Origin of the sequence: Marinobacter sp. DUT-1, from assembly GCF_050379415.1 — a bacterium.
In the GTDB taxonomy this organism is placed as follows: Bacteria; Pseudomonadota; Gammaproteobacteria; order Pseudomonadales; family Oleiphilaceae; genus Marinobacter.
On sequence record NZ_JBNRLS010000002.1, the window covers coordinates 631,954 to 654,699 of the forward strand.

Consider the following 22,746-nt stretch of genomic DNA (forward strand, 5'->3'; position numbering starts at 1 on the left):
AGATCAATGTCCGATACAAAAACCGGCCACGTGAAGTGGTTCAACGAGTCCAAGGGCTTTGGCTTTATCGCTCAGGACGGTGGCAGTGACGTATTTGTTCACTACAGTGCAATCAACGCTTCCGGTTTCCGCACCCTGACCGAAGGTCAGCAGGTGCAGTTCACCGTAACTCAGGGCCCGAAAGGCCCGCAGGCGGAAAACGTAACGCCGGTGTAACCGGGTTAAGTGGACCGTTCCTTGCCCCTCACGGGCATTGGAAACGTAATAAGCCGGCATCATGCCGGCTTATTTTTTACCTTCGATTTCTTTCCTCAGGCGTCAGCCATCTCGGCGGTCTTTTCCGTGGAGGGCATATCGGTACCGACAGCCTGGGCGACGGCAGAGAACAGCGCCTGCAGAGTGGCTGACGTCGTGTCCTCGGCGAGAGCCGCGGCGCTGCAGTGCTGACCATTCACCGTCAGGCGGATACATGCCAGGGCATTGGCATTGGTCCCCTCGCCCAGCGCGAACTCATCATAAGCCTCGACCCCAATGGAAATACCGAAGCGGTTTTCGAGGGCCTCGGAGACCGCCTCTACTGCGCCCAGACCACGACCTTCCAGTCGAACAGGGGAGGCATGAGAGCCCACGACCACGTCGGCACGCACCCCTTCGTCATCCCGATGCAGGTCATAGGAGCGCAGTTCCCAATCGGTATGCACCTTCAGGTACCGGTCCTCGAACAGGCGATGGATGGTGTGTGAGTCGATTTCTCCACCCTCGGTCTCCGCCTCGCGCTGGACCACTTTGCTGAATTCGATCTGCAGCCACCGGGGCAGACTGATGTCGTAGTCCCGCTCGAGCACGTAGGCAACGCCGCCCTTGCCGGACTGGCTGTTGATGCGAACCACTTCTTCGTAGCGCCGTCCCACATCAAACGGATCAATGGGCAGATAGGCAACGCTCCAGACATCGCCCTCCCTGCGACGAGCCAGGCACTTGCGAATCGCATCCTGGTGACTGCCCGAGAAGGCGGTGAATACCAGTTCGCCGGCATAGGGATGGCGCGGGTGCGTGGAAATTTCCGTGCAGGCTTCGACCACTTCGGTGATTTCTGCCATACCGGACAGGTCCAGCGTGGGGTCGACGCCCTGGGAATACAGGTTCATGGCCATGGTGACCAGATCCATATTGCCGGTACGCTCTCCGTTACCCATCAGAGTACCCTCGACGCGATCGGCACCCGCCATCACTGCCAGTTCGGCAGCGGCCACGGCACAACCGCGGTCGTTGTGGGTGTGAACACTGATGCTGATGTGCTCCCGGCGATTGATGTTGTCACAGATCCACTCGATCTGGTCGGCAAAGACATTCGGAGTCGCCATTTCCACGGTCGCCGGCAGGTTGATGATCACCGGCTGGCCCTGATCCGGGCGCCACACCTCGGTGACCGCATCGATGACCTCCGCGGCAAAGTCCAACTCGGTTCCGGTAAAGCTCTCCGGGGAATACTGGAAGGTCCAGTCCGTATCCGGATAGCGGGTTGCAATGTCCTTCACCAGCTTCGCGCCATTGACGGCGATGTCCCGGATACCGTCCCGATCCAGTCCGAACACCTGCTCGCGCTGGACCGTGGAGGTGGAATTATAGACATGCACGATGGCGCGCCTGGTACCCTCCAGAGCCTGGTAGGTGCGCTCGATCAGCTCCGGGCGCGCCTGGGTCAGAACCTGGATCTTGACGTCGTCAGGAATCCGGTTTTCCTCAATCAGTTTGCGGCAGAAATCAAAGTCCGGCTGACTGGCCGCCGGAAAACCGATCTCGATTTCCTTGAAGCCGAGCTTGACCAGCAAATCGAACAATCGCTGCTTCTGGGCAACAGACATGGGCTTGACCAGCGCCTGGTTGCCGTCCCGCAGGTCTACAGCACACCAGGTGGGAGCCTTTTCGATCACCTTGTCCGGCCAGCGACGGTCGGTCTTGGCGATCGGCTTGAATGCCATATATTTGCGATGATCAAAAGCCATGGAAGGGTTCCTTTCGATTGCCGGTGGAGTACCTGATTTAGTTACTATGCTAACTCAGCCCGGAGGAAATTTGATTGCTATTTCAGGCTTCGAATGGCTAAATTGAAGCATAAACAACCCCTAAGGAAATTCAGGGCGCAATATTATGCTCAAGCAATCCAAAGAACTCGTAAAAATTGATAAAACCGACCGGCGGATCCTGGAAGAACTCCAGAAAGACGGCTCACTGACCAACCAGGAACTGGCGGAAAAGGTAGGACTTTCCCCCTCCCCCTGCCTGAGACGGGTAAAGGCGCTTGAGGACGCAGGTGTCATCCTTGGCCGGGCCACGATTCTGGACCACAAAAAGCTGGGGCTTTCCTTGACGGCCATCATCCTGATCGGCATGGATCGGCACACCCCGGAACGCTTTGCAGCCTTTGAAGAAAAGGTCGCCGGTTACCCGGAAGTCCAGGAGTGCTATCTGATCACCGGGCAGGACGCCGACTACATGCTCAAGGTGGTGGTCCCGGATATGGACCATTACCACCACTTCCTGCTGAACCACATAACCCGGATCCAGGGGGTCAGTGGCGTCCACTCCAGCTTCGTTCTCAGGCGGGTTATAGACAGCACCGCCCTGCCCCTGGGTTACCTGTCCTGAGTCAGCGAATCAGTTCCCGGACGTAAGCACCGGCCATGCATTTGAGCTCCTCCACCAGCTGACGGCCCTGATCTTCGGGCAGGGTAACCGCCAGGCGAAGAATGTTGCCGGCCGAACGGGGCAACAGAAGGCTCGCCGTCCATCGACGGGTGTCGGGAATATGGGGGCACTCCTCTTTCAGCCGGGCATCCAGATCCTGGGCGTTGCTATAAAGTTCCCTCAGGTCCAGCTCCCGCAACTCGGGCATCGCCTCGACACCACTCCAGATGGCGGAATAGGCTGGCTCGGTCCGGTAGAACTCGTAGAACTGGTCGATAAGAATGTCCACCGCCTCGATCAGGCCCAGCTCCGGCAGATGCTTGCGCAGGGCCTTCTCCATCTTTTCCACATGCTGTTCGGCAATGGCGTGAACAATCGCTGCCTTGTTGGGAAAGTACCGGTAGAGCGAGGCCAGGGACATACCCGATTGCCGGGCAATGGCGGACATGCTGGTGGCATCGACACCGACTTCGTCAAATATCGCCGCGGCATGCGACAGGATGGTGTTTACCCGCTCACGACTCCGGGCCTGGACAGGCTGGCGGCGAGGGGCAACATCAACAGTTTCATCAGTCATCATCTGTACCTTGTCAGGCTGGCTCCGTACAATAACCACCACTTTACGACATAATAAGACGCCGGCGGCGAGGATCCGCCTGTCCATTAGTCTAACCATTCTGATTCAAGCCATACGGAAGAGACAATGCGAGCAAGCCGTTACCTGATAGCGACCCAGAAAGAGACCCCCGCTGACGCCGAGATTATCAGCCACCAGCTGATGTTACGTGCCGGTATGATCCGCAAGCTCGCAGCGGGCCTGTATACCTGGCTGCCGATGGGGCTCCGCACCCTGCGCAAGGTCGAGCGGATTGTTCGTGAAGAGATGGACAAGAGCGGTGCCCAGGAAGTTCTGATGCCAGCGGTACAGCCGGCTGAACTCTGGCAGGAATCCGGCCGCTGGACCCAGTACGGTGGCGAACTGCTACGCATGAACGACCGCCATGGCCGGGACTTCTGCTTTGGCCCGACCCACGAGGAAGTCATTACCGACCTGATCCGCAATGAGCTCAAGAGCTATAAGGAACTGCCGGCCAATTTCTACCAGATCCAGACCAAGTTCCGGGATGAACGCCGTCCCCGGTTTGGCGTCATGCGTGCCCGCGAGTTCATCATGAAGGACGCCTACTCCTTCCATCTGGATGCGGAATCCCTGAACGAAACCTATCAGGTCATGCACCGCACCTACTGCAACATCTTCGACCGTCTGGGGCTGGACTATCGCCCGGTACAGGCCGACTCGGGCGCCATCGGTGGCAGCGCTTCCCACGAATTCCACGTGCTGGCTTCCTCCGGTGAGGATGACATCGTGTTCAGCACCGACAGTGACTACGCCGCCAACATTGAGAAGGCAGAAGCCGTTGCACCTTCCGGCGAGCGTCCCGCGCCGGCCGAGGAGATGAAAGAAGTCCACACCCCCGGCCAGCGCACCATCGATGCCATTGCCGAATTCCTCGGTATCGACACCACCCGGACCGTGAAGACCCTGTTGGTGAAGGCCGAAGGGGACGAGAATGGCGAGGCCGGACTGGTTGCGCTGATCCTGCGCGGCGACCATACCCTGAACGAGATCAAGGCTGAAAACCTTGAAGGGATCGCCGAGCCACTGACCATGGCGACCGACGAGGAAATCAAGAGCGCGACAGGCTGCGAGCCCGGCTCCATCGGCCCCGTAAACCTGCCGGTGCCCACTATTGTCGACCGCAGTGCCGCTCACCTGGCGGACTTCGTCTGCGGCGCCAACCGGGACGATTATCACCTGACCGGCGTTAACTGGGAGCGGGACGTCCATCCGGGACGGGTTGAAGATCTTCGCAATGTGGTCGAGGGCGATCCGAGCCCGGACGGCAAGGGCGCCCTGGAGATCCGCCGCGGAATCGAGGTGGGCCACATCTTCAAGCTGGGCAACAAGTACAGCAAGGCGATGAACGCTACTGTGCTGGATGAGCACGGCAAGAGCGTGGTCATGGAAATGGGTTGCTATGGCGTTGGTGTGTCCCGGATCGTGGCTGCGTCCATCGAGCAGAACCATGACGACAAGGGCATCATCTGGCCTGATGCCATTGCGCCTTTTGAGGTGGCCATCGTCACCCTGAACGCTCACAAGTCTCCGACCGTAGCCGAGGCCGGAGAAAAGCTTTACGAGCAGTTGCGCCAGGCAGGCTTCGATGTCCTGCTGGATGACCGCAATGAACGCCCCGGAGTGAAATTCGCGGACATGGAACTGATCGGCATTCCCCACCGTTTCGTGGTCTCCGATCGGGGTCTGTCTGCAGGCACCCTGGAGTACAAGGGCCGCAGGGATGAAGAAAAGCAGGATATCCCGGTAGCCGAAGCCCTGCCCTTCCTGATTAACGCTTCGCCGCGCAAGGGGCTCTGAGCGCGGCCGTCCCGAGCGGACTCAAGCTATCGAAGGGAGCCCGGCACCGCCTACCACGCCGGGCTCCATCTCCAGGATCACTCCAAACCGTTTCCGCACCGACTCCCGTATCCGGGCCGCCAGCTCCAGAATATCCCGGCCACTGCCGTCCGCATGATTGATCAGAACCAGAGCCTGCCGGTTGTGCACCCCTACCCGCCGGTCCCGGTAACCTTTCCAGCCACACTGGTCGATCAGCCAGGCCGCGGCAACCTTGACCCCCTGGGCCTGGGGATACGCCGGGATCTCCGGGTATTGCTCCTTGAGCCGACAGTAGTCCGCCTCCGTCACCACCGGGTTCTTGAAAAAGCTGCCGGCATTGGGGATCTGCTGGGGATCGGGGAGTTTGCGTCGGCGAATCGCCATCACCGCTTCAGCGATCGTCAGGGCGGCCGGCTCCCGGTCGGGAAGACTGGCAAGGTACTCTTCCAGGTCGCGGTAGCCCAACTGGAGGGGTTTGCTGCGTGACAGCCGCAGCCGTATCTCGGTGATCACATAACGGCCGGATTTGCGCTTGAACAGGCTGTCGCGATAACCAAAACCGCACTGGTCATTGGCCAGACGAAGCCACTTGCCGGTCTCGCGGTCAAATGCGGTTACCGACACCAGAGTGTCACAGAGTTCCACCCCGTAGGCGCCTATATTCTGGACCGGGGCGGCGCCCGCCGTACCCGGAATCAGGGCCAGGTTCTCAATGCCCCGGTAGCCGGACTTTGTCGCGTAGAGCACGGCTTCATGCCAGTTCTCCCCGGCACCCAGAACCAGGGTGGCCTCGTCACCCTCGATCTGCTCCCAGTGGCGGCCGCGAATTGCCATATGCACCACCAATCCCGGGAAATCACCGGCAAACACCAGGTTGCTGCCACCGCCGAGAAACAGGGTGTCCAGACCTCGCTCCCGTGCCCACGCAAGGGCATCCTCCAGCAGCTCCGACTCCCGCAACTCAAGGAAATACCTGGCTGTGGCCGGGACCTGCAGGGTATTGAACGCCTGCAGATCAACCCGCTCCTGAACGGACACCCGATCCTTCAACGCAGGCGCCCCCGAATTTCATCAAGGAGTCCCTGACCGGCCTCGTGGATGAGGTCCAGCACAAGCTCGAAGCCATCCTCGCCACCGTAATAGGGGTCGGGCACCTCCTCGTGGCGGGACGTGCCATACGACAGGAACAGCTCCGGCGCGGTACCGCCATTCTGGTGCCAGATATCCTTCACATCCGCCAGGTTCTGGCGATCCATAACCAATACATAGTCAAACTCATCCAGGTCGGTCTCGATAATCTGGCGCGCCCTGAGATCACTGATATCAATGCCTCGTTTGCGAGCTGCTTCCATAGCCCTGGAATCAGGTGACTTGCCGACATGCCAGCCGCCGGTGCCGCAGGAATCGATGTGGATCCGATCCGACAGCCCGACCTCCTCCACCAGAGAACGAAAAACGCCCTCGGCGCTGGGAGAACGGCAGATGTTTCCAAGGCAGACAAACAGAACCCGAACACCATTGCTCATGCTCATCTCTCCTGTTTCGTTATCAGCCACGCACGGACACGTTCAAGATCCTCTTCGGTGTCCACACCGGGAGGCGGATTCTGCGCGGCAATGTCTACGTGGATCCGGGCGCCGTTGTAGAGCGCCCGCAGCTGCTCGAGAGATTCCACCCGCTCGGTCGGCGCCGGCGCCCAGGATACAAATTCGCTCAGCACACTGGCCCGGTAGCCATAGATGCCGATGTGCCGGAAATAGCCAACACCGTCCGGCAGCGACACCAGCCCTCTGGCCGAATCCATACCGGAGGGCCAGTGATCCCGTGCCCAGGGAATCGGCGCCCGGCTGAAATAGTGGGCCATGCCCTGATGGTCAAAGACGACTTTGACCACATTGGGATTGAACACCGGCCCGATATCATGGATGCGCTCACACAGGGTGGCAATCGAGGTCTCCGGGTATCGCTCGAGATTTTCTGCCACCTGGTTGATCAAAGCGGGCGGAATCAGGGGCTCATCGCCCTGGACATTCACCACCCTGTGATCCGGGTCAAGCTCCAGCTTGCGCGCCACCTCTTCGAGCCGGTCGGTGCCACTGGCATGGTCGGGGGAGGTCATTACCACTTCCGCCCCAAAGCTTTCGCAGGCTTCCTGAATCCGTCGGTCGTCGGTGGCCACAACCACACGGGAAGCGCGACTTTCGGCCGCACGCTCACACACATGGCGAATCATCGGCTTGCCGGCAATATCCGCCAGCGGTTTGCCAGGCAGGCGGCTGGAGGCATAGCGGGCAGGAATCACAACGGTGAAGGACATGCTCTCTCCCTTACCAGATGGGGTCAGTGCTTTTCGAGACGTTCGTCGGTGCTCAGGGTCCGGGCCTCGCTGGCCAGCATGACCGGGATTCCCTCCCGGATCGGAAACGCCATGGCATCCTGGTAACAGATCAGCTCGGTTTTCTCTTTGTTGAGCTTGAGGTCACCCTTGCAGACCGGGCAGGCCAGCATGGCAATCAGCTTTTTATCCATGGTCCGTTCTCTTCTGGTTTGATTCGTTCAACTGTTGCGAGCATTCCTCAAGCCGATGGAGAAACGCTTCGATAAAGCTGTCCGGCAACTCCGCCTCCACCGCAAGGTACCAGGCATTATCCGGTGCAAACTTCCGGCATTTTACGGCGTCCTTCGCGGTCATCACCAGCCACTCGCCCGGCTCTGCCGACAAATCGCGAATCCTGAAACGGTGGTGGTCCGGGAAAGGCGTTTCCCGGACCTGGGCACCAAGCTGCCTGAGCGTGGCGAAAAATCGCGCGGGATTGCCAATACCGGCAATACCATGAACCTTTCGCCCGGCAATTTCGGCCAGCGACACCTGATGCCCCGTAGCCACCTGAACCAGGGAGGAAGGGAGCAGCCGCATGGGAAAGATATCCGGATGCTCAACACCCTCGAAGTTATCGAGCCGGTCCTCGGCCTCTTCGGCAATGGCACCATTAACCACCACAAAATCGACACTCGAAAGCCTTGAAACGGGCTCCCGAAGAGGACCGACCGGAATCAAGCCACCATTACCGATACCACGGCTGGCGTCGAAAACTGCCAGCTCGATATCCCTTGGCAGAGCATAGTGCTGGAGGCCGTCGTCACAGATCAGGACATTGCCCAAATACCGGGAAACAGCAAACGCGGCTCCTCGGCGGCGCTGGGGATCCACCACCACCGGAACGCCGGTTGCCTGTGCCAGCATCACCGGTTCATCACCGGCCACTGACGGATCGCTGTCACCGTCGACCACCAGCGGGTAGTGGGCGGACTTGCCACCATACCCGCGGCTGAGAATCACCGGCCGCCAGCCGCTGGCGGACATTTCCTTGACCAGCCGGGCCGTCAGCGGGGATTTACCGGTGCCACCGGCGGTAATGTTGCCAACCACCACCACCGGAACCGGCAGCGGTTCATCACGAAGGTCCCAGGCCTTGCGGCGACGGGAATCAGCGATGGTGCGATAGAGCCAGGCCAGCGGGGCCAGCCATCCAAGCGGCCGGCCCTTGCCATACCAGACCCGGTCGACCAGGGAAGTCATGAATGCTCACTGAACTGCATCTGATGTAGCTGGGCGTAGGCGCCGCCGGTCAACAACAACTCCTCGTGGCGTCCGGATTCGACGATCCGGCCCTTCTCCATCACCAGGATACGGTCCGCCTTCTCGATGGTGGACAAACGGTGGGCAATCACCAGAGTTGTTCGACCTTGCATGACAGTTTCAAGGGCCTCCTGGATATGGCGTTCAGATTCAGTATCAAGCGCTGAGGTCGCCTCGTCCAGGATCAGGATCGGCGCATCCTTCAACAGGGCTCGGGCTATCGCGAGCCGCTGGCGCTGGCCGCCGGACAGCATTACGCCGTTGTCGCCGATCATGGTATCGAGTCCTTCCGGCATCCGGTCGATAAACTCCAGGGCATGAGCCTTGTCCGCCGCCGCCCGGATTTCCTCCCGGCTACAATGCCTCAAGGCACCATAGGCTATATTGGCGGCGATGGAGTCGTTGAACAGAACCACGTTCTGGGTCACCAGCGCAATCTGGGCGCGCAGTGCCGTGAGCGAATACTCCCGCAGGGAATGGTCATCGATGCGGATATCACCACCGGTAAACTCATAGAATCTGGGCAACAGACTGACCAGGGTCGACTTGCCACTACCCGAGCGGCCCACAAGGGCTACACTCTGGCCTGCCGGAATGGTGAGGGAAATACCCTCGAGGACATTATCGAGCTGGTCCCGGTACCGGAAGGAAACATCGTCGAAACGGATATCCCCCGCAACGCGATCCGGTGCGTAGGTCCCCGGATCCTCCTCCGGCTGTTCATCAATGGTTTCGAACACATCATGAGCCGCAGCCACGCCCTTCTGGATCTTGGCGTGAATGTTGGTGATCTGGCGGATGGGTTTGGCCATGGTGGTTGCCGCGGTCAGGAAGGCCACCAACTGGCCGGTGGTCATTTCGCCCCGGATTTCGGGAGCAAGCATCATCCAGACCAGCGCCGCTATCGCGATCGCCACCAGCACCTGGATCACCGGCACGCTGATCGCCTGGGTAGCCGCCATTTTCAGACTCTGCTTAAGGTTCTGGTCATTGACGGTGCGGAAACGCTCCCTTTCATAGCCTTCGCCGCCGAAGGTACGGACAACCCGGTAACCGGTAATCGACTCAGAGGCCACGTGGGTGATATCGCCCATGGAGCCCTGGATACGTTTGCTGATCTTGCGGAAACGCTTGCTGGCGTAGCTCACCACCGCCCCGATGATCGGGCCCACGGTGAGGAACAGCAGGGTCAGTTTCCAGTTGGTGTACAGCATGAAACCGAGCAGGCCGATCACCGTCAGACCCTCGCGCAAGGCCGTGGTTACCGCGTTAGTGGTCGCCTCGGCCACCTGCTCGACGTTGAAGGTCAGCTTCGACACCAACCGCCCTGACGCGTTGTCATCAAAATATCGGGACGGCAATGCCATGAGCCGTTCGAACAGGTCCCGGCGCAGGGAATTGATCACATGGCGGCCGACGTAACCGATGAAGTAGGTACTCATGTAGGTGCCAAGACCCCGGGACGCAAACACTCCCACAATCAGCAGTGTCAGCAACAATCGGTTCTGGTCGGTGGGATTTTCGATGGCCGTGATGACGTATTCCATGGCCGCCGCCATGCCAGTGGACGCAGCCGCGTAGATGACGTTGCCAATGACCGCCAGGGAAAAGGCAATCCAGAACGGCCGGGCATAGGACAGCAGACGCTTGTAGGTCTCCCAGCTGCCCTTGTCCAGGGCGGCTGGTGCAGCAGGTTCCGGATTATTCACCAGCATCGGTCTCCCGCTCCGTGGTTATGCTCAACTTGGCAAAACCCAGGCGGCCGGCAACGTCCATGGCGCGAACCACATACTCGTGTGGTGTGCGGGCATCGGCGGTAATGATAAATGGCAGGGAATTATCACCTTCGGCCAACTCACGCACACCCCGCTCAAGGGTCTCCCGCCGGTTGTTGACCAGGGTGCGGTCATTGAGGATGTACTGCCCCTCAGCGTTGATCACCACATCAATCTGCTTTACCTCGGCCGGCTTGGCTGGCTCGCCGCTGGCCTCGGGCAGCTCGACCTGCAAATGGCTTTCACGGGTGAAGGTGGTGGATACCATAAAGAAAATCAGCAGCAGGAACACCACATCGATCAACGGGGTCAGGTCGACGCCGACTTCCTGGCTTCTCTGGCGCTTGAACTTCACGGTGTTCAGGCTCCTTCCACGTCGATTTCGCGGTCTCCGTGCACAACCTCAACCAGCTTGATGGCTTCCTGCTCCATGTTGACCACCAGTTCATCAACACGACGGATGAAATAGCGGTGACAGATCAGAGCGGGAATGGCCACGCTCAGACCAGCCGCCGTGGTGATCAGGGCCTCGGAAATACCTCCGGCCAGGTTGCCGGCGTTGCCGACTCCGGCGAGCTGGATCTCGGCGAACACCTTGATCATCCCGATTACCGTACCCAACAGGCCAAGCAAGGGTGCGATGGTGGCCACAGTGCCGAGCGGATTCAGGAAACGTTCCAGATCGTGGATCACCTGGCTGGCTTCGTGCTCAATGCTTTCCTTCATGATTTCCCGGCCATGCTTGGCGTTGAGCAGGCCGCCGGCGAGGATTCGCCCAAGAGGAGATGAAGCCTGGAGGGCCTTTAGCTTCCGGCCGTTCAGATCCTTTTTCTTGATCCAGCGCCAGAGTTCGTTGATGGTCTGGGGGGGAGCAACCCTGGAGGCACGAAGGGTCCAGAAACGCTCCAGGACGATGGCCAGAGCCAGGATGGAACAGGCAACAATGGGCACCATCAGAATGCCACCGGCTTTCAACAACTCGAACACGCTTGGTCTCCCTGGTTAGTTACAAGCCGCGCTACTTTAGCATAGCTGCCGTTCGAGGCCACACCCGTTGTGTCACGGTATTTTACATTGGTCACGGGCCAGCCCCGCTCCACCGATCCAGAACGGTGAATCGTGTCTCATTTCATGGACTTCCAGCCCTCCGGGAGTTGCCTTGAACGTAATGCCACCGGAGCACGCGGTATTCAGCGCGACCGCCCCGATCCGGCGGTAACGGGCAACCACATCCGGGTGCGGGTGACCGTATCGGTGCCGGTAACCGGCCGTATAAATGACATGATCCGGCTCCAGCGTATTGACCCAGGCAGCAGAGGACGATGTCTTGCTGCCATGGTGCGGCGCGAGGACAACCCGATGCAGAGGCGGATGGGACGCAGGGGCGAAGGTTTTCAGGAAACCGGCTTCAACCGCTTCGGTGATATCCCCGGGCAGAATCCACTCCATCGACTTGTGCCGGACCAACAGCACGCAGGACCTATCGTTGCCGGACGCACCGCCTGGACTCCGCCAGAAAGTCAGCTCCAGGGCTCCCAGTGCTGCCGGCTTCCGCTGGCAACTTTCAACAGGCACCGGGGCCGGTACGTCCACCTCGGCAATCGCCTCCGGCTCCCCGGCAATCACACGCCCAACCGGCAGGCTACCGAACAACAGACCAACCCCACCGGCGTGATCATTGTCACTGTGACTGATGACCAGTTGGTCTATCCGCCGGACCCCGAGGTCCCGCAGATTCGGCAGGACCGTTGACTCCATAGCGGAAAACACGCCCGGTACCGCCGGGCCGGTATCGTAGAGCAGGACCTCCCGGCGATGGCGCACCAGCACCGAAAGCCCCTGCCCGACATCCAGAATACGCACTTCCGGCACAGGCACATACCGGTTCACCCGGCCACCGCTGACGGAGTCGGACCCGGGCCACAACCACACAACCACCGCACTGAAGACCAGAACCGGAAACCAGGGCAGGGGCAGACGCAGAGCCAGCAAGCCGGATGCGGCCACCAGAGATAGTGACAGGGTTGCGAATGAAAGAACCGGCACCTGCCACTCTGAAAGGCGGACCAACAACCACCAGAGTCCCGCCAGCACAGCATCCATCACGGGGACCACCCATTCCGTCAGCATGGGCATCAGGGCGACCACCACGCCACCAACGATGATGACCGGCATGACAATCACCGAGACCCAGGGAATGGCAATCAGGTTGGCGACGAGGCCGGCAATCGGCTGCCCCTGACCAAATTGTGAGAGCACCGGCCAAAGCCCGATAAAGACTGCCATCTGGGCCAGGACCAGCCCTGCCAGCCAACCAACGGCTCCCAGCCGTCCGGAGAAGGTGACGAGCAGGATGGCGACCGCCGAGAATGAGAGCCAGAAACCCTGATCCAGCGGAGCAAAAGGATCAAGAACAAGAACTGTTGCGAACGCCAGAGCCAGCGAGCTCCAGGGGGAGATCTCCCTCCCGCATATCAGGGCCCAGGTGGCAATCATCACCATGATCAATGCCCTGCGCGTCGGTACCGTGAACCCCGATGCCAGTGCATAAGCCAGACAGCAGACGCCAACCACGGTAAAGACGCCCCAGCGCAAAGAGGCCTCGGAGAACCTGTGCCCGGGGAAGGCCAACAAGGTCCGACGGGCCACAAAACCTGCTCCCAGTGCCACCAGGCCCAGGTGCAAACCGGATATGGCCACCAGGTGGATGGTCCCGGTAGCCTTGAGCACTTCCCAGTGAGACGATTCCATGGCGCCGCGGTTGCCGATCATCAGTGATGCGATCAGAGGGTACCGGCTGGCTTCGGAGAATCGGCTTTCCACCCAGCGAGCAAGGGACTGGTGGCCAGCGGTGTACTGGCAGTGCAGATGGCAAGGGAGGGTTGCGGCAGGCTCTGCCGACCGGACACTACCGGTCGCACGATAACCCTTGCGGAACAGCCAGTCCTCGTACCTGAACCCGGAGGGATTGAGGGTTCCGTGTGGCCGCCTCAAGACCACCTGCAGAGTCAGGCGATGGTGTGCCAGCGTCTGCGCCTCACCACCATACCAGCTCAGCCGCAGCCGCTCGGGCAGCCCCGATTCAGCCCTCCCTGGCCAACCGGTGATGCAGAAACTGAAACGCAGGCTGTTGAAACTGCCGGCCGCCGGAATATCGCAGACATAGCCCTCGACCGTCAGGGGAATGCGCTCCAGATCCGGAGGCAGGCGCTGACTCAACTGGTGCCCGGCCTGCCACGCGCCCCATGCCAGACCGGCTATAAGGGCGGCAGCAACCAGAGCCAGGCTCCGCAGCGCCGGAGACTTCGCCGCCAGCACACTGTAAAAAGCTGTCACAAGGGCCACCAGCAGCCACCACGATACTGGTAACACCGACAAGCGATACAGTAAGATAACGCCGCACGAAAAAGCTATGGCGCAAGGAAACGCCACGCCGTGCGATTGCGGCTTATACGGCTGTTCAGAGCTGGTATGACTCGCGGACAATCCTTGTCCTCCTGATATTTATTCTCCGGCAACATCCTTTTGCCGGTGCAATCACACGCTTACAGGCAGAACTTCCTATGCCAAAGAAGTTCATGAAACGATATCTGCCGTCACCGGAACGGGTGCAGTCAATGAAGTCACTGCACTTTCTGGGCGATATCCTTCATGAACCCAACCTGTGGCACATCAATCGCCACAGCGTCGCCAGAGCCTTTCTCATCGGCATCTGGTTCTGCTTTATCCCCATGCCGTTCCAGATGCTGGCGGCCGCGCTGTTCGCCATCTGGTTCAACGCCAACCTTCCGCTGTCGGTGGCACTGGTGTGGATCAGTAATCCGGTCACCATGCCACCCATGTTCTACTTCAATTACAAGATCGGCGCGTGGATTCTGAACCGGCCGGTACTGGCCTTTGAATTCGAACTTTCCTGGCCCTGGATCAGCGAACGACTCGTGGATATCGGGATACCCCTGTATCTGGGCTCATTGATCTGCGCCACCGTCTTTGCCTGCTTTTCCTACCTGGTCATCCAGTATCTCTGGCGCCGGAAAATCCGCTCGGACTGGCGGGAAAGACGGCTGGCGCGGCGCAGACGCCGCCGCACCGCCAATCAGGTTTCCTGAAGCAGACGCCCCTGTTCCAACCGCATCACCCGCCCCAGACTCCGGGCCATGCGCATATCGTGTGTCACCATGACAAAGGCAATGCCGGACTGGTCACGCAGGGTTTCAATCAGCGCCTGCACCCCCTCCCCGGTGTGTTCATCCAGGTTACCGGTGGGCTCGTCCATCAGCACGCACTCCGGCTCGTTCACCAGGGCGCGGGCTATGGCCACCCGCTGACGCTCTCCCCCGGACAGCTCACCGGGCTTGTGAGTCAGACGGGCCCCGAGACCAACCTTCTCGAGCAAGGCCGCCGCCTTGTCACGGGCCGCCTTGACCGGAAGTCCGCCAAGGGCGCAGGGCATCATGACATTCTCCAGGGCCGTGAATTCCGGAAGCAGGTGGTGAAACTGGTACACGAAACCGAGGTGCCGGTTGCGAAAGCGTGCCCTGCCCGCCTCCGACATGCGATGAATATCCTCGCCGCAGATGTGGATCTGCCCCGAGGACGGCTTATCCAGCCCACCCAGCAGGTTCAGCAAAGTGGTCTTGCCGGCCCCGCTGCTGCCGACAATGGCGACGGTCTCGCTGGCACCAACCTGCAGGGAGATATCGGAAAAGATCGTGAGTTTTTCCGGGCCCTCGTTGTAGGTACGGGTAACGCTGCGGCAGTCAATGACCGGTGTTTTATCGTTCATGGTAGCTCTTGCCTCACTCATACCGCAGTGCCTCCGCCGGATCGATCCGGGACGCTCGCCAGGCAGGATAGATGGTTGCCAGCAGACTCATCGCCAGCCCGGCACCGCTGATGATCATTACGTCCTGCATCTGGAGCTGCGACGGCAGATAGCTGATGAAATAGACATCGGCACTCAGAAACTGGTGCCCCAGGGCCTTTTCCAGCCAGGAGATAAAGGCGCTGATATTCAGGGCTCCGAGCACTCCCAGCGTGGTTCCGACCAGAGTCCCGAACACACCGATAACCGCGCCCTGAACGATAAAGATCCGCATGATACGACCCGGGGTCGCCCCCATGGTCCGGAGAATGGCGATATCGGCGGTCTTGTCGGTCACTACCATGACCAGTGTCGAAACAATGTTGAACGCTGCTACCGCCACAATGAACATGAGCAGCAGGCCGATCATGGTTTTCTCCATGCGGATGGCCTGAAACAGGTTGCCGTGGGTCCGGGTCCAGTCGGAAATGTAGTAACGACCGTCCAGGAGCCGCGCAGCCTCTTCCGCCACCTTCGGAGCGGCAAACAGGTCATCCACCAGCAGGCGCACGCCCTGGGCTTTGCCACCGGTGCGCATCAGCTTGGCGGCATCATCCATGTGTACCAGGGTGTAGTTGCCGTCCAGCTCCGCACCCACGCTGAAAATGCCCTTGACGGTAAAACGCTTGAGCCTGGGCAGAACGCCTGCCGGGGTCACGGAGGCTTCGGGCAGTACCACCGTCAGCCTGTCTCCTACCTTGAGACGCAGGCTCGCTGCCATTGTCCGTCCCACTATGATGCCGAACTCACCGGACACCAGATCCTCCAGGTCACCCTCGATCATGTGGTTCTCAATGATGGAGACAGTTCGCTCCTGCTCCGGAAGGATGCCATTGAGCATCACACCCCGGACGTCGCCGCCACCGGTTACCATACCCTGCCCCTGGATGAAGGGCGCGGCGGCCAGCACCCTCGGGTGCTCCTCCACTCGGGCATCTACCGCCTCCCAATCAGGCAGCGGACCGGAACCCTGTATCACCGCATGGGGCACCATGCCCAGGATCCGCTGCTTGAGCTCGCGGTCAAAGCCGTTCATCACCGACAAGACGATGATCAGTACCGCAACACCGAGCATCAGGCCGATCATGGAGGTCAGTGAGATAAACGAGATGAAGTGATTACGACGCTTGGCTGCGGTGTACCGCAAACCGATATAGAAAGATAAGGGTCGGAACATGTAGAGTGCTGCTCTGTTAGAATCCCTGAATGGCAAGCTCGGCGTGGTCGAGCGCATTATGGCCCTTGTCGAAAATAGGTTGCAACCGGACCTCCCGCACCCTGCGTGTGAAAGCCTTGGCAAAAAACTCGGGCCCAAACAGTATAAACTGGGGAAAAGCGGGTGACTTTTGCTAGTCTTTTTCGGATATTACGTTTTATCCATGTCCTTTCGGACCCCCCGCAAGGACCCGAGCTGTAGCGTGAATGGAGAGCCATCAATGAGAAACAACAGAACCCTGTTCGGTGTACTGGCCCTGGCGGCCGCCCTGTCGTTTGCACCGGCCAGCGGTGTCCTGGCTGAAGAGCTTCGGACTCCGGTAGGAAGCCAGGCAGACCGGAACGAGGGAAACTATCCGAAAACCGGGCTGTCCCAGTCCACGGTCCGCGCAAAGTGGGGCAACCCCCTGGAAGTTCGTGGTCCCGTTGGCGAACCTCCCATTAGGCAATGGCATTATCAGGATTTCGTCGTTTATTTCGAAAGGGATCTTGTGCTCCACACGGTACTGAAACGCGAGACCGGACGATAACAAAAATACACCGCCGGCCAGTCTGTTTTTACGGCTCCTGTCCTGACGCCGGGCCAGTCCTTGGTTAGAATGGCGGCTTTTGCGAGTTAAGGTAGCTTCAACAGTGACTTCAAGACGCGTGTTGCCCGCCGAATGGGCACCTCAAAGTGCCGTAATGCTGACCTGGCCCCACCCCGGTACTGACTGGGCTTCCCGCCTGGACGAGGTGGAACCGGTCTTTGAAGCCATCGCCCGGGCGGTGCTGCGCTTCGAGCACCTCGTCATCAGCTGCGAACATGTGTTCCGCCTCCAGGAGCTGGACCGCGACCTTAACCGCTACGCCGAAGAAAACCGGCTTCCGGGCCGCGTCGTCACTATTCCTGCGCCAGCCAACGACACCTGGGCCCGGGACCATGGCCCGATTACGGTCCAGACCGGAGACGGCCCGGAACTTCTCGACTTCCGGTTCAATGCCTGGGGTGGCAAATTCCCCTGGGAAAAGGACGATGCGTTGAGCCGCCACCTGGCCAGTGCCGGCGTGTTTGGTTCAGTACCACTCAAACCCGTGGATTTTGTGCTCGAAGGCGGCTCCATCGAATCCGATGGTCAGGGCACACTGCTCACCACCAGCGAGTGCCTGCTCACCCCCAGCCGCAACCCGAGCCTGGATCGTACCGCCATTGAACATCTGTTGTCCGAGGTCCTGGGTACCGAGCGGGTGCTCTGGCTGAATCATGGCTACCTGGCGGGCGACGACACCGACAGTCACATTGATACCCTGGCCCGTTTCTGCGGCCCCGACCATATCTGTTACGTGACATGCCCCGATGTTGCCGACGAGCACTACAGTGCCCTGGCCGCCATGGCGGAGGAGCTGCGGGAGTTCCGGCAGGAAAATGGCGAGCCCTACCGGCTGACGGCGCTGCCCTGGCCCGATCCGATTCACGATGAGGCCGGCGAACGACTGCCGGCCACCTACGCGAATTTCCTGATCATCAACGGTGGTGTCCTGCTGCCAGTATACGGGGTCGCCCAGGACGACGAGGCAATCGACGTCATGCAGGGCATTTTCCCGGATCGGGAAATCATCCCCATTGACTGCCGGCCACTGGTCTACCAGCACGGCAGTCTGCATTGCGTCACCATGCAAATCCCCGCAGGAGTGGTTCATACATGAGCAAGGCCCGCGACAGTCGAGAACTTCGCATCGCAGCAATCCAGCAAGCCTGCAGTGAGGACAAGGCCGCCAGCCTGGCCACCAGCGAAAAACTGATTCGTGAAGCGGCAAGCCAGGGCGCGGAGCTCATTGTCCTGCAGGAACTGCACGCCACCCTGTATTTCTGCCAGACCGAGGATACCTCGGTGTTTGAGCTCGCCGAGCCGATCCCCGGTCCGACCAGCGACCGGTTGTCAGCACTGGCCCGGGAACTGGGCGTGGTGCTGGTGGGTTCGATCTTCGAGCGGCGCATGAACGGTGTCTACCACAACACTGCCGTGGTGTTTGAACGGGATGGCGACATTGCCGGAATCTACCGGAAAATGCACATCCCCGATGATCCCGGTTTCTACGAGAAATTCTACTTTACCCCCGGCGATGCCCAGTTCAACGACGGCCACAATGGCTTTACCCCCATCGACACGTCGGTCGGCAGGCTCGGCGTGCTGGTGTGCTGGGACCAGTGGTATCCCGAGGCTGCCCGACTGATGGCCCTGGCCGGTGCCGAGATCCTGATCTACCCCACCGCCATTGGCTGGGATGTCACCGACGATCCGGACGAACAGAGCCGCCAGCTGGAAGCCTGGGTAACCGTCCAACGCGGGCACGCCGTCGCCAACAACCTTCCGGTGGTGGCACCGAACCGGGTGGGTACCGAACCGGACCCGTCGGGTCAGTCCGATGGCATCCGCTTCTGGGGCAACAGCTTTATCTGCGGTCCTCAGGGAGAGTTTTTCGCCCGCGCCGATGACGAAAACGAATGCATCCTCTCTGTCACCCTCGACCGTACCCGCACGGAGTCCGTGCGCCGGATCTGGCCATATCTCAGAGACCGTCGTATCGACGCCTACGGCGACATTCTGAAGCGGGTAAGGGACTGAGGACAGCATGAAAAAACTGGTAGACAGCGTTGTCGATGAACTGAACAGCATTCTCCTGGGCAAAGACCGACAGGTACGCCTTGCCTTGTGCGGCCTGCTGGCCCGGGGGCATCTGCTGATCGAAGACATTCCCGGCATGGGTAAAACCACCCTGTCCCACGCCCTGGCGAAGGTGATGGGCCTGAGCTACCAGCGCATCCAGTTCACCAACGATCTGCTGCCCGCCGATGTGCTCGGCTACTCCATGTATGACAAGGCTGCAGGCACCCTGGTCTTCCATCCCGGCCCCATCTTCGCCCAGGTGGTCCTGGCGGATGAAATCAACCGGGCCTCCCCGAGAACCCAGAGTGCCCTGCTCGAAGCCATGGAAGAGCGCCAGGTATCCATAGAGGGCGAGACCCGCCCCCTGCCGGAGCCGTTTTTCGTGATTGCCACCCAGAACCCCATCGAACAGGGCGGCACTTTTCCGCTTCCCGAATCCCAGCTCGACCGGTTCCTGATGCGCCTGAGACTGGGCTATCCGGACCCGCGCGCCGAGCGGGAGTTGCTTGAGGGCGAGGACCGTCGCGCCATGACCGAGCGCCTGGGCACCCTGCTCTCTGCCGAAAACCTCCGCACCCTTCAGGACGGTGTCACCCGGGTCACCGCCAGCCCTGCACTGCTGGATTACGTGCAACGGCTGCTGGAGCAAAGCCGTCGCATGCCCGGCCTTCTCTACGGCCTCTCCCCCCGGGCCGGCCTGGGCCTGCTCCGGGCAGCAAAGGCCTGGGCCATGATGGAGGGGCGCCACCATGTCCTGCCCGACGATATCCAGGCCGTCTTCCAGGCTGTCGCTGAGCACCGGCTCGAGCAGGGCGAATCCGGCAAGAGCGCCGAGCGGGTCCGGCAATTGCTGGCAACGGTCTCGGTACTTGAATAAAAACCGTCTGACCACATAGCAAGGTTTTATAACCGGAATTGGCCGAAACGAATGGCGCCCCTAGCGTTTCATGTTAGCCTTTCGTCAATTTCCCGAACCGACGCCCTGACCCGCGGGCATCCATTTTCAAACGTCAGTGAGAGACATTCATGAGCGACACCCAACACTCCCGACTGATCATCCTCGGCTCAGGTCCTGCCGGCTATACTGCAGCAGTCTATGCGGCCCGCGCCAACCTGAACCCGACCCTGATTACCGGCATTGAAGTCGGTGGCCAGCTGACCACCACGACCGACGTCGATAACTGGCCCGGGGACAACGACGGGGTTCAGGGTCCGGAGCTCATGCAACGTATGCAGAAACACGCGGAGCGGTTCGAGACCAGCATCGTGTACGACACCATCAACGAGGCTGACTTGAGCAACCGCCCGTTCCGGCTCAAGGGCGACGGTGGGGAATACACCTGTGATGCCCTGATCATCGCGACCGGTGCCTCCGCCATTTACCTGGGACTGGAATCCGAAGAGAAATTCAAGGGCCAGGGTGTTTCCGCCTGCGCCACCTGTGACGGCTTCTTCTACCGCAAGCAGAAAGTTGCGGTGATTGGCGGCGGCAACACCGCGGTCGAGGAAGCCCTCTATCTGTCCAACATTGCCGACGAAGTGACCCTGGTGCACCGTCGCGACAGCCTGCGGGCGGAGAAGATCCTTCAGGACAAACTGTTTGAGAAGGCGGAGAACGGCAACGTCAACATCATCTGGGACCACACTCTGGACGAGGTGCTCGGTGATGCCACCGGCGTGACCGGCATGCGCATCAAGAGCACCAGGGATGATTCCACCCGGGAGATCGAGCTCGCCGGCGTTTTCATTGCCATCGGTCACAAACCCAATACCAGCCTGTTTGAAGGACAGCTGGACATGGACAATGGGTACATCCGTATCCGTTCCGGCCTCGAAGGCATGGCGACCCAGTCCAGCATTCCGGGCGTATTTGCCGCCGGTGATGTCGCCGACCACGTCTACCGCCAGGCAGTAACCTCTGCCGGTTTTGGCTGTATGGCCGCACTGGACGCCGAGAAGTTCCTGGACCAGCAGGACTGATCCCGGCCGGAGCAACTGGAGCAGGATGACCACTCTCCCCTGGCTAGAACCGGACCGGCTTTGGTTCCCACCCGCCGAGGAAGCCCTGGATGACCCGGACGGTCTTCTGGCCCTCGGCGGCGATCTCTCGACCGAGCGGCTGATCCTCGCCTACCGGAACGGCATTTTTCCCTGGTACAGTGACGATCAGCCGATCCTGTGGTGGTCCCCGGATCCCCGATGTGTTCTGTTCCCGGCTGATATCCATATCTCACGAAGCCTTCGTCGAACATTGAACCAACGGCGCTTCCACGTCACCGCGGATCGAGCCTTCAGTCGCATTATCCGGCTCTGTGGTTCCACCCGCGCGGAGGGCACCTGGATTACCGACGACATGGTGTCGGCCTATACCGAACTGCATCGGCAAGGCATTGCCCATTCCATCGAAATCTGGAACCGCAACAACCAGCTGGCCGGTGGGATGTACGGGGTTGCCATGGGTCGATGCTTTTTTGGCGAATCCATGTTTTCCCTGGAGACCAACGCGTCCAAGGTCCTGATGGTACACCTGGCCAACCAGCTGCGGCTGTGGGGCTACCGGATGATGGACTGCCAGGTGGAGAGCGACCACCTGCTGACCATGGGCGCCCGGAGCATTCCCAGAGCGGAGTTTTTATCTATACTCAGGGCATGTGTTGATCAGAAACCGGACCAGTCCGACTGGACCTTCACCTGGGAATGGCGTGGGCCGGAGGTGTAAATGAGTAACCTCAGAACCCTGGTATTTTTTGCGACTCCTCCCCATGACTGCAGTTACCTGCCCGATCGCGAGGCCACCACGATGTTTGTGGATCCTCGGGCCAACATCGACAAGAAACTGTACAGTCAGCTAACCGCCCTTGGTTTCCGCCGCAGCGGGTCCCATTACTACCGGCCCCATTGCGAGCACTGCAACGCCTGTATTCCCGTTCGCCTGAAGACAGAAGAGTTTCAGCCGGATCGGAGTCAGCGTCGGGTAATAAAAAAGAACACGGACCTCGACTGTGAAATGGTGCCCGCCCGCTTCACCGAGGAGTACTACACTCTCTATGCCCGGTATATCAATGAGCGGCACAGCGACGGCGACATGTACCCGCCGTCCCGGGAGCAGTTCAGCTCATTCCTGGTGGAAGGGGCCACGGATTCCTGGTTCCTGGAGATGCGCCTGGAGCGCAAACTGGTGGGCCTTGCGGCCGTCGATGTCCTTGATGACGGCCTGTCGGCCATCTATACGGTGTTTGCCCCCGAACTGGAGCACCGCAGCCCGGGAACCTTTGCCATCCTGTGGCAGATCGAAGAGGCCAGGCGCCGCGGCCTGCCACACCTGTACCTGGGTTACTGGATCAGGGAATGCCGAAAAATGAACTACAAGACCCGTTTCCAGCCGATTGAGGCTCTGCGCGATGGCCACTGGCGAACAATGGATGACAACTGACTTTGCCAAATGACGACAAATCAGG

Annotated in this window: 24 protein-coding genes; 11 read left to right on the forward strand and 13 right to left on the reverse strand. The window is 60.2% G+C overall.

The genetic code is table 11. From position 1 onward, the window contains the following. Positions 1 to 6 precede the first annotated feature (6 nt). A complete protein-coding gene (locus ACQUTG_RS08525) occupies positions 7 to 216 on the forward strand; it encodes a cold-shock protein (RefSeq protein ID WP_008169155.1) in 210 nt (69 codons plus the stop codon). Positions 217 to 311: 95 nt separating this feature from the next. Here ACQUTG_RS08525 and leuA read toward each other — a convergent pair whose 3' ends face one another. Continuing rightward, entirely contained in the window at positions 312 to 2,006 is a 1,695-nt protein-coding gene (gene leuA / locus ACQUTG_RS08530) for a 2-isopropylmalate synthase (RefSeq protein WP_428918990.1), read from the reverse strand. 145 nt (positions 2,007 to 2,151) lie between these two features. Here leuA and ACQUTG_RS08535 point away from each other — a divergent pair, with 145 nt between their 5' ends. Beyond that, complete coding sequence (locus ACQUTG_RS08535) at positions 2,152 to 2,649, forward strand: Lrp/AsnC family transcriptional regulator (protein WP_428918991.1); 498 nt, start codon at positions 2,152 to 2,154, stop codon at positions 2,647 to 2,649. Position 2,650: 1 nt separating this feature from the next. On the opposite strand, the gene ACQUTG_RS08540 is transcribed toward ACQUTG_RS08535, so the two are convergent. Continuing rightward, on the reverse strand, positions 2,651 to 3,265 hold the full coding sequence (locus ACQUTG_RS08540) for a TetR/AcrR family transcriptional regulator (protein ID WP_428918992.1): 615 nt from the start codon (positions 3,263 to 3,265) through the stop codon (positions 2,651 to 2,653). Between the two features lie 126 nt (positions 3,266 to 3,391). Between ACQUTG_RS08540 and ACQUTG_RS08545 the strand changes: the two genes are divergently transcribed. Then, complete coding sequence (locus tag ACQUTG_RS08545) at positions 3,392 to 5,125, forward strand: proline--tRNA ligase (RefSeq protein ID WP_428918993.1); 1,734 nt, start codon at positions 3,392 to 3,394, stop codon at positions 5,123 to 5,125. A gap of 21 nt (positions 5,126 to 5,146) precedes the next feature. On the opposite strand, the gene murB is transcribed toward ACQUTG_RS08545, so the two are convergent. The 9 genes from murB to ACQUTG_RS08590 form a co-directional block, all read right to left on the reverse strand. Further along, complete coding sequence (gene murB / locus ACQUTG_RS08550) at positions 5,147 to 6,196, reverse strand: UDP-N-acetylmuramate dehydrogenase (protein ID WP_428918994.1); 1,050 nt, start codon at positions 6,194 to 6,196, stop codon at positions 5,147 to 5,149. After that, positions 6,193 to 6,672: a low molecular weight protein-tyrosine-phosphatase gene (locus ACQUTG_RS08555; protein ID WP_428918995.1), complete on the reverse strand. Its 480-nt coding sequence runs from the start codon at positions 6,670 to 6,672 to the stop codon at positions 6,193 to 6,195. Before ACQUTG_RS08555 ends, murB begins: the two co-directional genes overlap by 4 nt. A gap of 2 nt (positions 6,673 to 6,674) precedes the next feature. Next, the gene (gene kdsB / locus ACQUTG_RS08560) at positions 6,675 to 7,463 is read right to left on the reverse strand and encodes a 3-deoxy-manno-octulosonate cytidylyltransferase (protein WP_428918996.1); all 789 of its coding nucleotides are present in this window, start codon (positions 7,461 to 7,463) and stop codon (positions 6,675 to 6,677) included. A gap of 23 nt (positions 7,464 to 7,486) precedes the next feature. After that, entirely contained in the window at positions 7,487 to 7,675 is a 189-nt protein-coding gene (locus tag ACQUTG_RS08565; protein WP_091999861.1) for a Trm112 family protein, read from the reverse strand. Continuing rightward, on the reverse strand, positions 7,668 to 8,726 hold the full coding sequence (gene lpxK / locus ACQUTG_RS08570) for a tetraacyldisaccharide 4'-kinase (protein ID WP_428918997.1): 1,059 nt from the start codon (positions 8,724 to 8,726) through the stop codon (positions 7,668 to 7,670). The genes ACQUTG_RS08565 and lpxK overlap by 8 nt, the downstream gene beginning before the upstream one ends. Continuing rightward, positions 8,723 to 10,501, reverse strand: coding sequence for a lipid A export permease/ATP-binding protein MsbA (gene msbA, locus ACQUTG_RS08575; RefSeq protein ID WP_428918998.1), 1,779 nt, complete (start codon positions 10,499 to 10,501; stop codon positions 8,723 to 8,725). The genes lpxK and msbA overlap by 4 nt, the downstream gene beginning before the upstream one ends. Then, positions 10,488 to 10,916, reverse strand: coding sequence for an ExbD/TolR family protein (locus ACQUTG_RS08580; protein WP_428918999.1), 429 nt, complete (start codon positions 10,914 to 10,916; stop codon positions 10,488 to 10,490). The genes msbA and ACQUTG_RS08580 overlap by 14 nt, the downstream gene beginning before the upstream one ends. Before the next feature lie 5 nt (positions 10,917 to 10,921). Beyond that, a complete protein-coding gene (locus ACQUTG_RS08585) occupies positions 10,922 to 11,548 on the reverse strand; it encodes a MotA/TolQ/ExbB proton channel family protein (RefSeq protein WP_428919000.1) in 627 nt (208 codons plus the stop codon). Positions 11,549 to 11,620: 72 nt separating this feature from the next. Beyond that, positions 11,621 to 13,993 (reverse strand): DNA internalization-related competence protein ComEC/Rec2, encoded by a 2,373-nt coding sequence (locus ACQUTG_RS08590; protein WP_428919261.1) that lies wholly within the window; start codon positions 13,991 to 13,993, stop codon positions 11,621 to 11,623. A gap of 131 nt (positions 13,994 to 14,124) precedes the next feature. Here ACQUTG_RS08590 and ACQUTG_RS08595 point away from each other — a divergent pair, with 131 nt between their 5' ends. Beyond that, positions 14,125 to 14,670 carry a DUF2062 domain-containing protein gene (locus tag ACQUTG_RS08595; protein WP_428919001.1) on the forward strand — a complete coding sequence of 182 codons (546 nt, stop codon included), beginning with the start codon at positions 14,125 to 14,127 and terminating at the stop codon, positions 14,668 to 14,670. Here ACQUTG_RS08595 and ACQUTG_RS08600 read toward each other — a convergent pair. Further along, positions 14,658 to 15,368 (reverse strand): ABC transporter ATP-binding protein, encoded by a 711-nt coding sequence (locus tag ACQUTG_RS08600; protein WP_428919002.1) that lies wholly within the window; start codon positions 15,366 to 15,368, stop codon positions 14,658 to 14,660. The two genes, ACQUTG_RS08595 and ACQUTG_RS08600, sit on opposite strands and share 13 nt — an antisense overlap. Further along, positions 15,361 to 16,602, reverse strand: a complete 1,242-nt coding sequence (locus ACQUTG_RS08605) for a lipoprotein-releasing ABC transporter permease subunit (protein ID WP_428919003.1) — start codon at positions 16,600 to 16,602, stop codon at positions 15,361 to 15,363. The genes ACQUTG_RS08600 and ACQUTG_RS08605 overlap by 8 nt, the downstream gene beginning before the upstream one ends. Before the next feature lie 259 nt (positions 16,603 to 16,861). Between ACQUTG_RS08605 and ACQUTG_RS08610 the strand changes: the two genes are divergently transcribed. From ACQUTG_RS08610 to ACQUTG_RS08640, 7 genes are all read left to right on the forward strand, one after another. Then, positions 16,862 to 17,170 (forward strand): hypothetical protein, encoded by a 309-nt coding sequence (locus ACQUTG_RS08610; RefSeq protein ID WP_428919004.1) that lies wholly within the window; start codon positions 16,862 to 16,864, stop codon positions 17,168 to 17,170. Positions 17,171 to 17,273: 103 nt separating this feature from the next. Beyond that, positions 17,274 to 18,326 carry an agmatine deiminase family protein gene (locus tag ACQUTG_RS08615; RefSeq protein WP_428919005.1) on the forward strand — a complete coding sequence of 351 codons (1,053 nt, stop codon included), beginning with the start codon at positions 17,274 to 17,276 and terminating at the stop codon, positions 18,324 to 18,326. Further along, positions 18,323 to 19,246, forward strand: a complete 924-nt coding sequence (locus tag ACQUTG_RS08620; protein WP_428919006.1) for a carbon-nitrogen hydrolase — start codon at positions 18,323 to 18,325, stop codon at positions 19,244 to 19,246. Before ACQUTG_RS08615 ends, ACQUTG_RS08620 begins: the two co-directional genes overlap by 4 nt. Before the next feature lie 7 nt (positions 19,247 to 19,253). Next, on the forward strand, positions 19,254 to 20,165 hold the full coding sequence (locus tag ACQUTG_RS08625) for an AAA family ATPase (protein WP_428919007.1): 912 nt from the start codon (positions 19,254 to 19,256) through the stop codon (positions 20,163 to 20,165). 149 nt (positions 20,166 to 20,314) lie between these two features. Next, positions 20,315 to 21,268: a thioredoxin-disulfide reductase gene (trxB, locus tag ACQUTG_RS08630; protein WP_428919008.1), complete on the forward strand. Its 954-nt coding sequence runs from the start codon at positions 20,315 to 20,317 to the stop codon at positions 21,266 to 21,268. A 25-nt stretch (positions 21,269 to 21,293) separates the two neighbouring features. After that, on the forward strand, positions 21,294 to 22,007 hold the full coding sequence (gene aat / locus ACQUTG_RS08635) for a leucyl/phenylalanyl-tRNA--protein transferase (RefSeq protein WP_428919009.1): 714 nt from the start codon (positions 21,294 to 21,296) through the stop codon (positions 22,005 to 22,007). Further along, positions 22,008 to 22,721, forward strand: a complete 714-nt coding sequence (locus ACQUTG_RS08640; protein WP_428919010.1) for an arginyltransferase — start codon at positions 22,008 to 22,010, stop codon at positions 22,719 to 22,721. Positions 22,722 to 22,746: the final 25 nt, after the last annotated feature.

Bases quoted from the DNA above. Each gene is read 5' to 3' on its own strand.
- ACQUTG_RS08525 (WP_008169155.1), top strand. From the start codon at position 7: ATGTCCGATACAAAAACCGGCCACGTGAAGTGGTTCAACGAGTCCAAG.
- ACQUTG_RS08545 (WP_428918993.1), top strand. From the start codon at position 3,392: ATGCGAGCAAGCCGTTACCTGATAGCGACCCAGAAAGAGACCCCCGCT.
- ACQUTG_RS08605 (WP_428919003.1), bottom strand. From the start codon at position 16,602: ATGTTCCGACCCTTATCTTTCTATATCGGTTTGCGGTACACCGCAGCC.
- msbA (WP_428918998.1), bottom strand. From the start codon at position 10,501: ATGCTGGTGAATAATCCGGAACCTGCTGCACCAGCCGCCCTGGACAAG.
- ACQUTG_RS08610 (WP_428919004.1), top strand. From the start codon at position 16,862: ATGAGAAACAACAGAACCCTGTTCGGTGTACTGGCCCTGGCGGCCGCC.
- lpxK (WP_428918997.1), bottom strand. From the start codon at position 8,726: ATGACTTCCCTGGTCGACCGGGTCTGGTATGGCAAGGGCCGGCCGCTT.
- ACQUTG_RS08555 (WP_428918995.1), bottom strand. From the start codon at position 6,672: ATGAGCAATGGTGTTCGGGTTCTGTTTGTCTGCCTTGGAAACATCTGC.
- ACQUTG_RS08625 (WP_428919007.1), top strand. From the start codon at position 19,254: ATGAAAAAACTGGTAGACAGCGTTGTCGATGAACTGAACAGCATTCTC.
- ACQUTG_RS08540 (WP_428918992.1), bottom strand. From the start codon at position 3,265: ATGACTGATGAAACTGTTGATGTTGCCCCTCGCCGCCAGCCTGTCCAG.
- trxB (WP_428919008.1), top strand. From the start codon at position 20,315: ATGAGCGACACCCAACACTCCCGACTGATCATCCTCGGCTCAGGTCCT.
- ACQUTG_RS08565 (WP_091999861.1), bottom strand. From the start codon at position 7,675: ATGGATAAAAAGCTGATTGCCATGCTGGCCTGCCCGGTCTGCAAGGGT.
- ACQUTG_RS08600 (WP_428919002.1), bottom strand. From the start codon at position 15,368: ATGAGTGAGGCAAGAGCTACCATGAACGATAAAACACCGGTCATTGAC.
- kdsB (WP_428918996.1), bottom strand. From the start codon at position 7,463: ATGTCCTTCACCGTTGTGATTCCTGCCCGCTATGCCTCCAGCCGCCTG.
- aat (WP_428919009.1), top strand. From the start codon at position 21,294: ATGACCACTCTCCCCTGGCTAGAACCGGACCGGCTTTGGTTCCCACCC.
- ACQUTG_RS08535 (WP_428918991.1), top strand. From the start codon at position 2,152: ATGCTCAAGCAATCCAAAGAACTCGTAAAAATTGATAAAACCGACCGG.
- leuA (WP_428918990.1), bottom strand. From the start codon at position 2,006: ATGGCTTTTGATCATCGCAAATATATGGCATTCAAGCCGATCGCCAAG.
- ACQUTG_RS08620 (WP_428919006.1), top strand. From the start codon at position 18,323: ATGAGCAAGGCCCGCGACAGTCGAGAACTTCGCATCGCAGCAATCCAG.
- ACQUTG_RS08595 (WP_428919001.1), top strand. From the start codon at position 14,125: ATGCCAAAGAAGTTCATGAAACGATATCTGCCGTCACCGGAACGGGTG.
- ACQUTG_RS08640 (WP_428919010.1), top strand. From the start codon at position 22,008: ATGAGTAACCTCAGAACCCTGGTATTTTTTGCGACTCCTCCCCATGAC.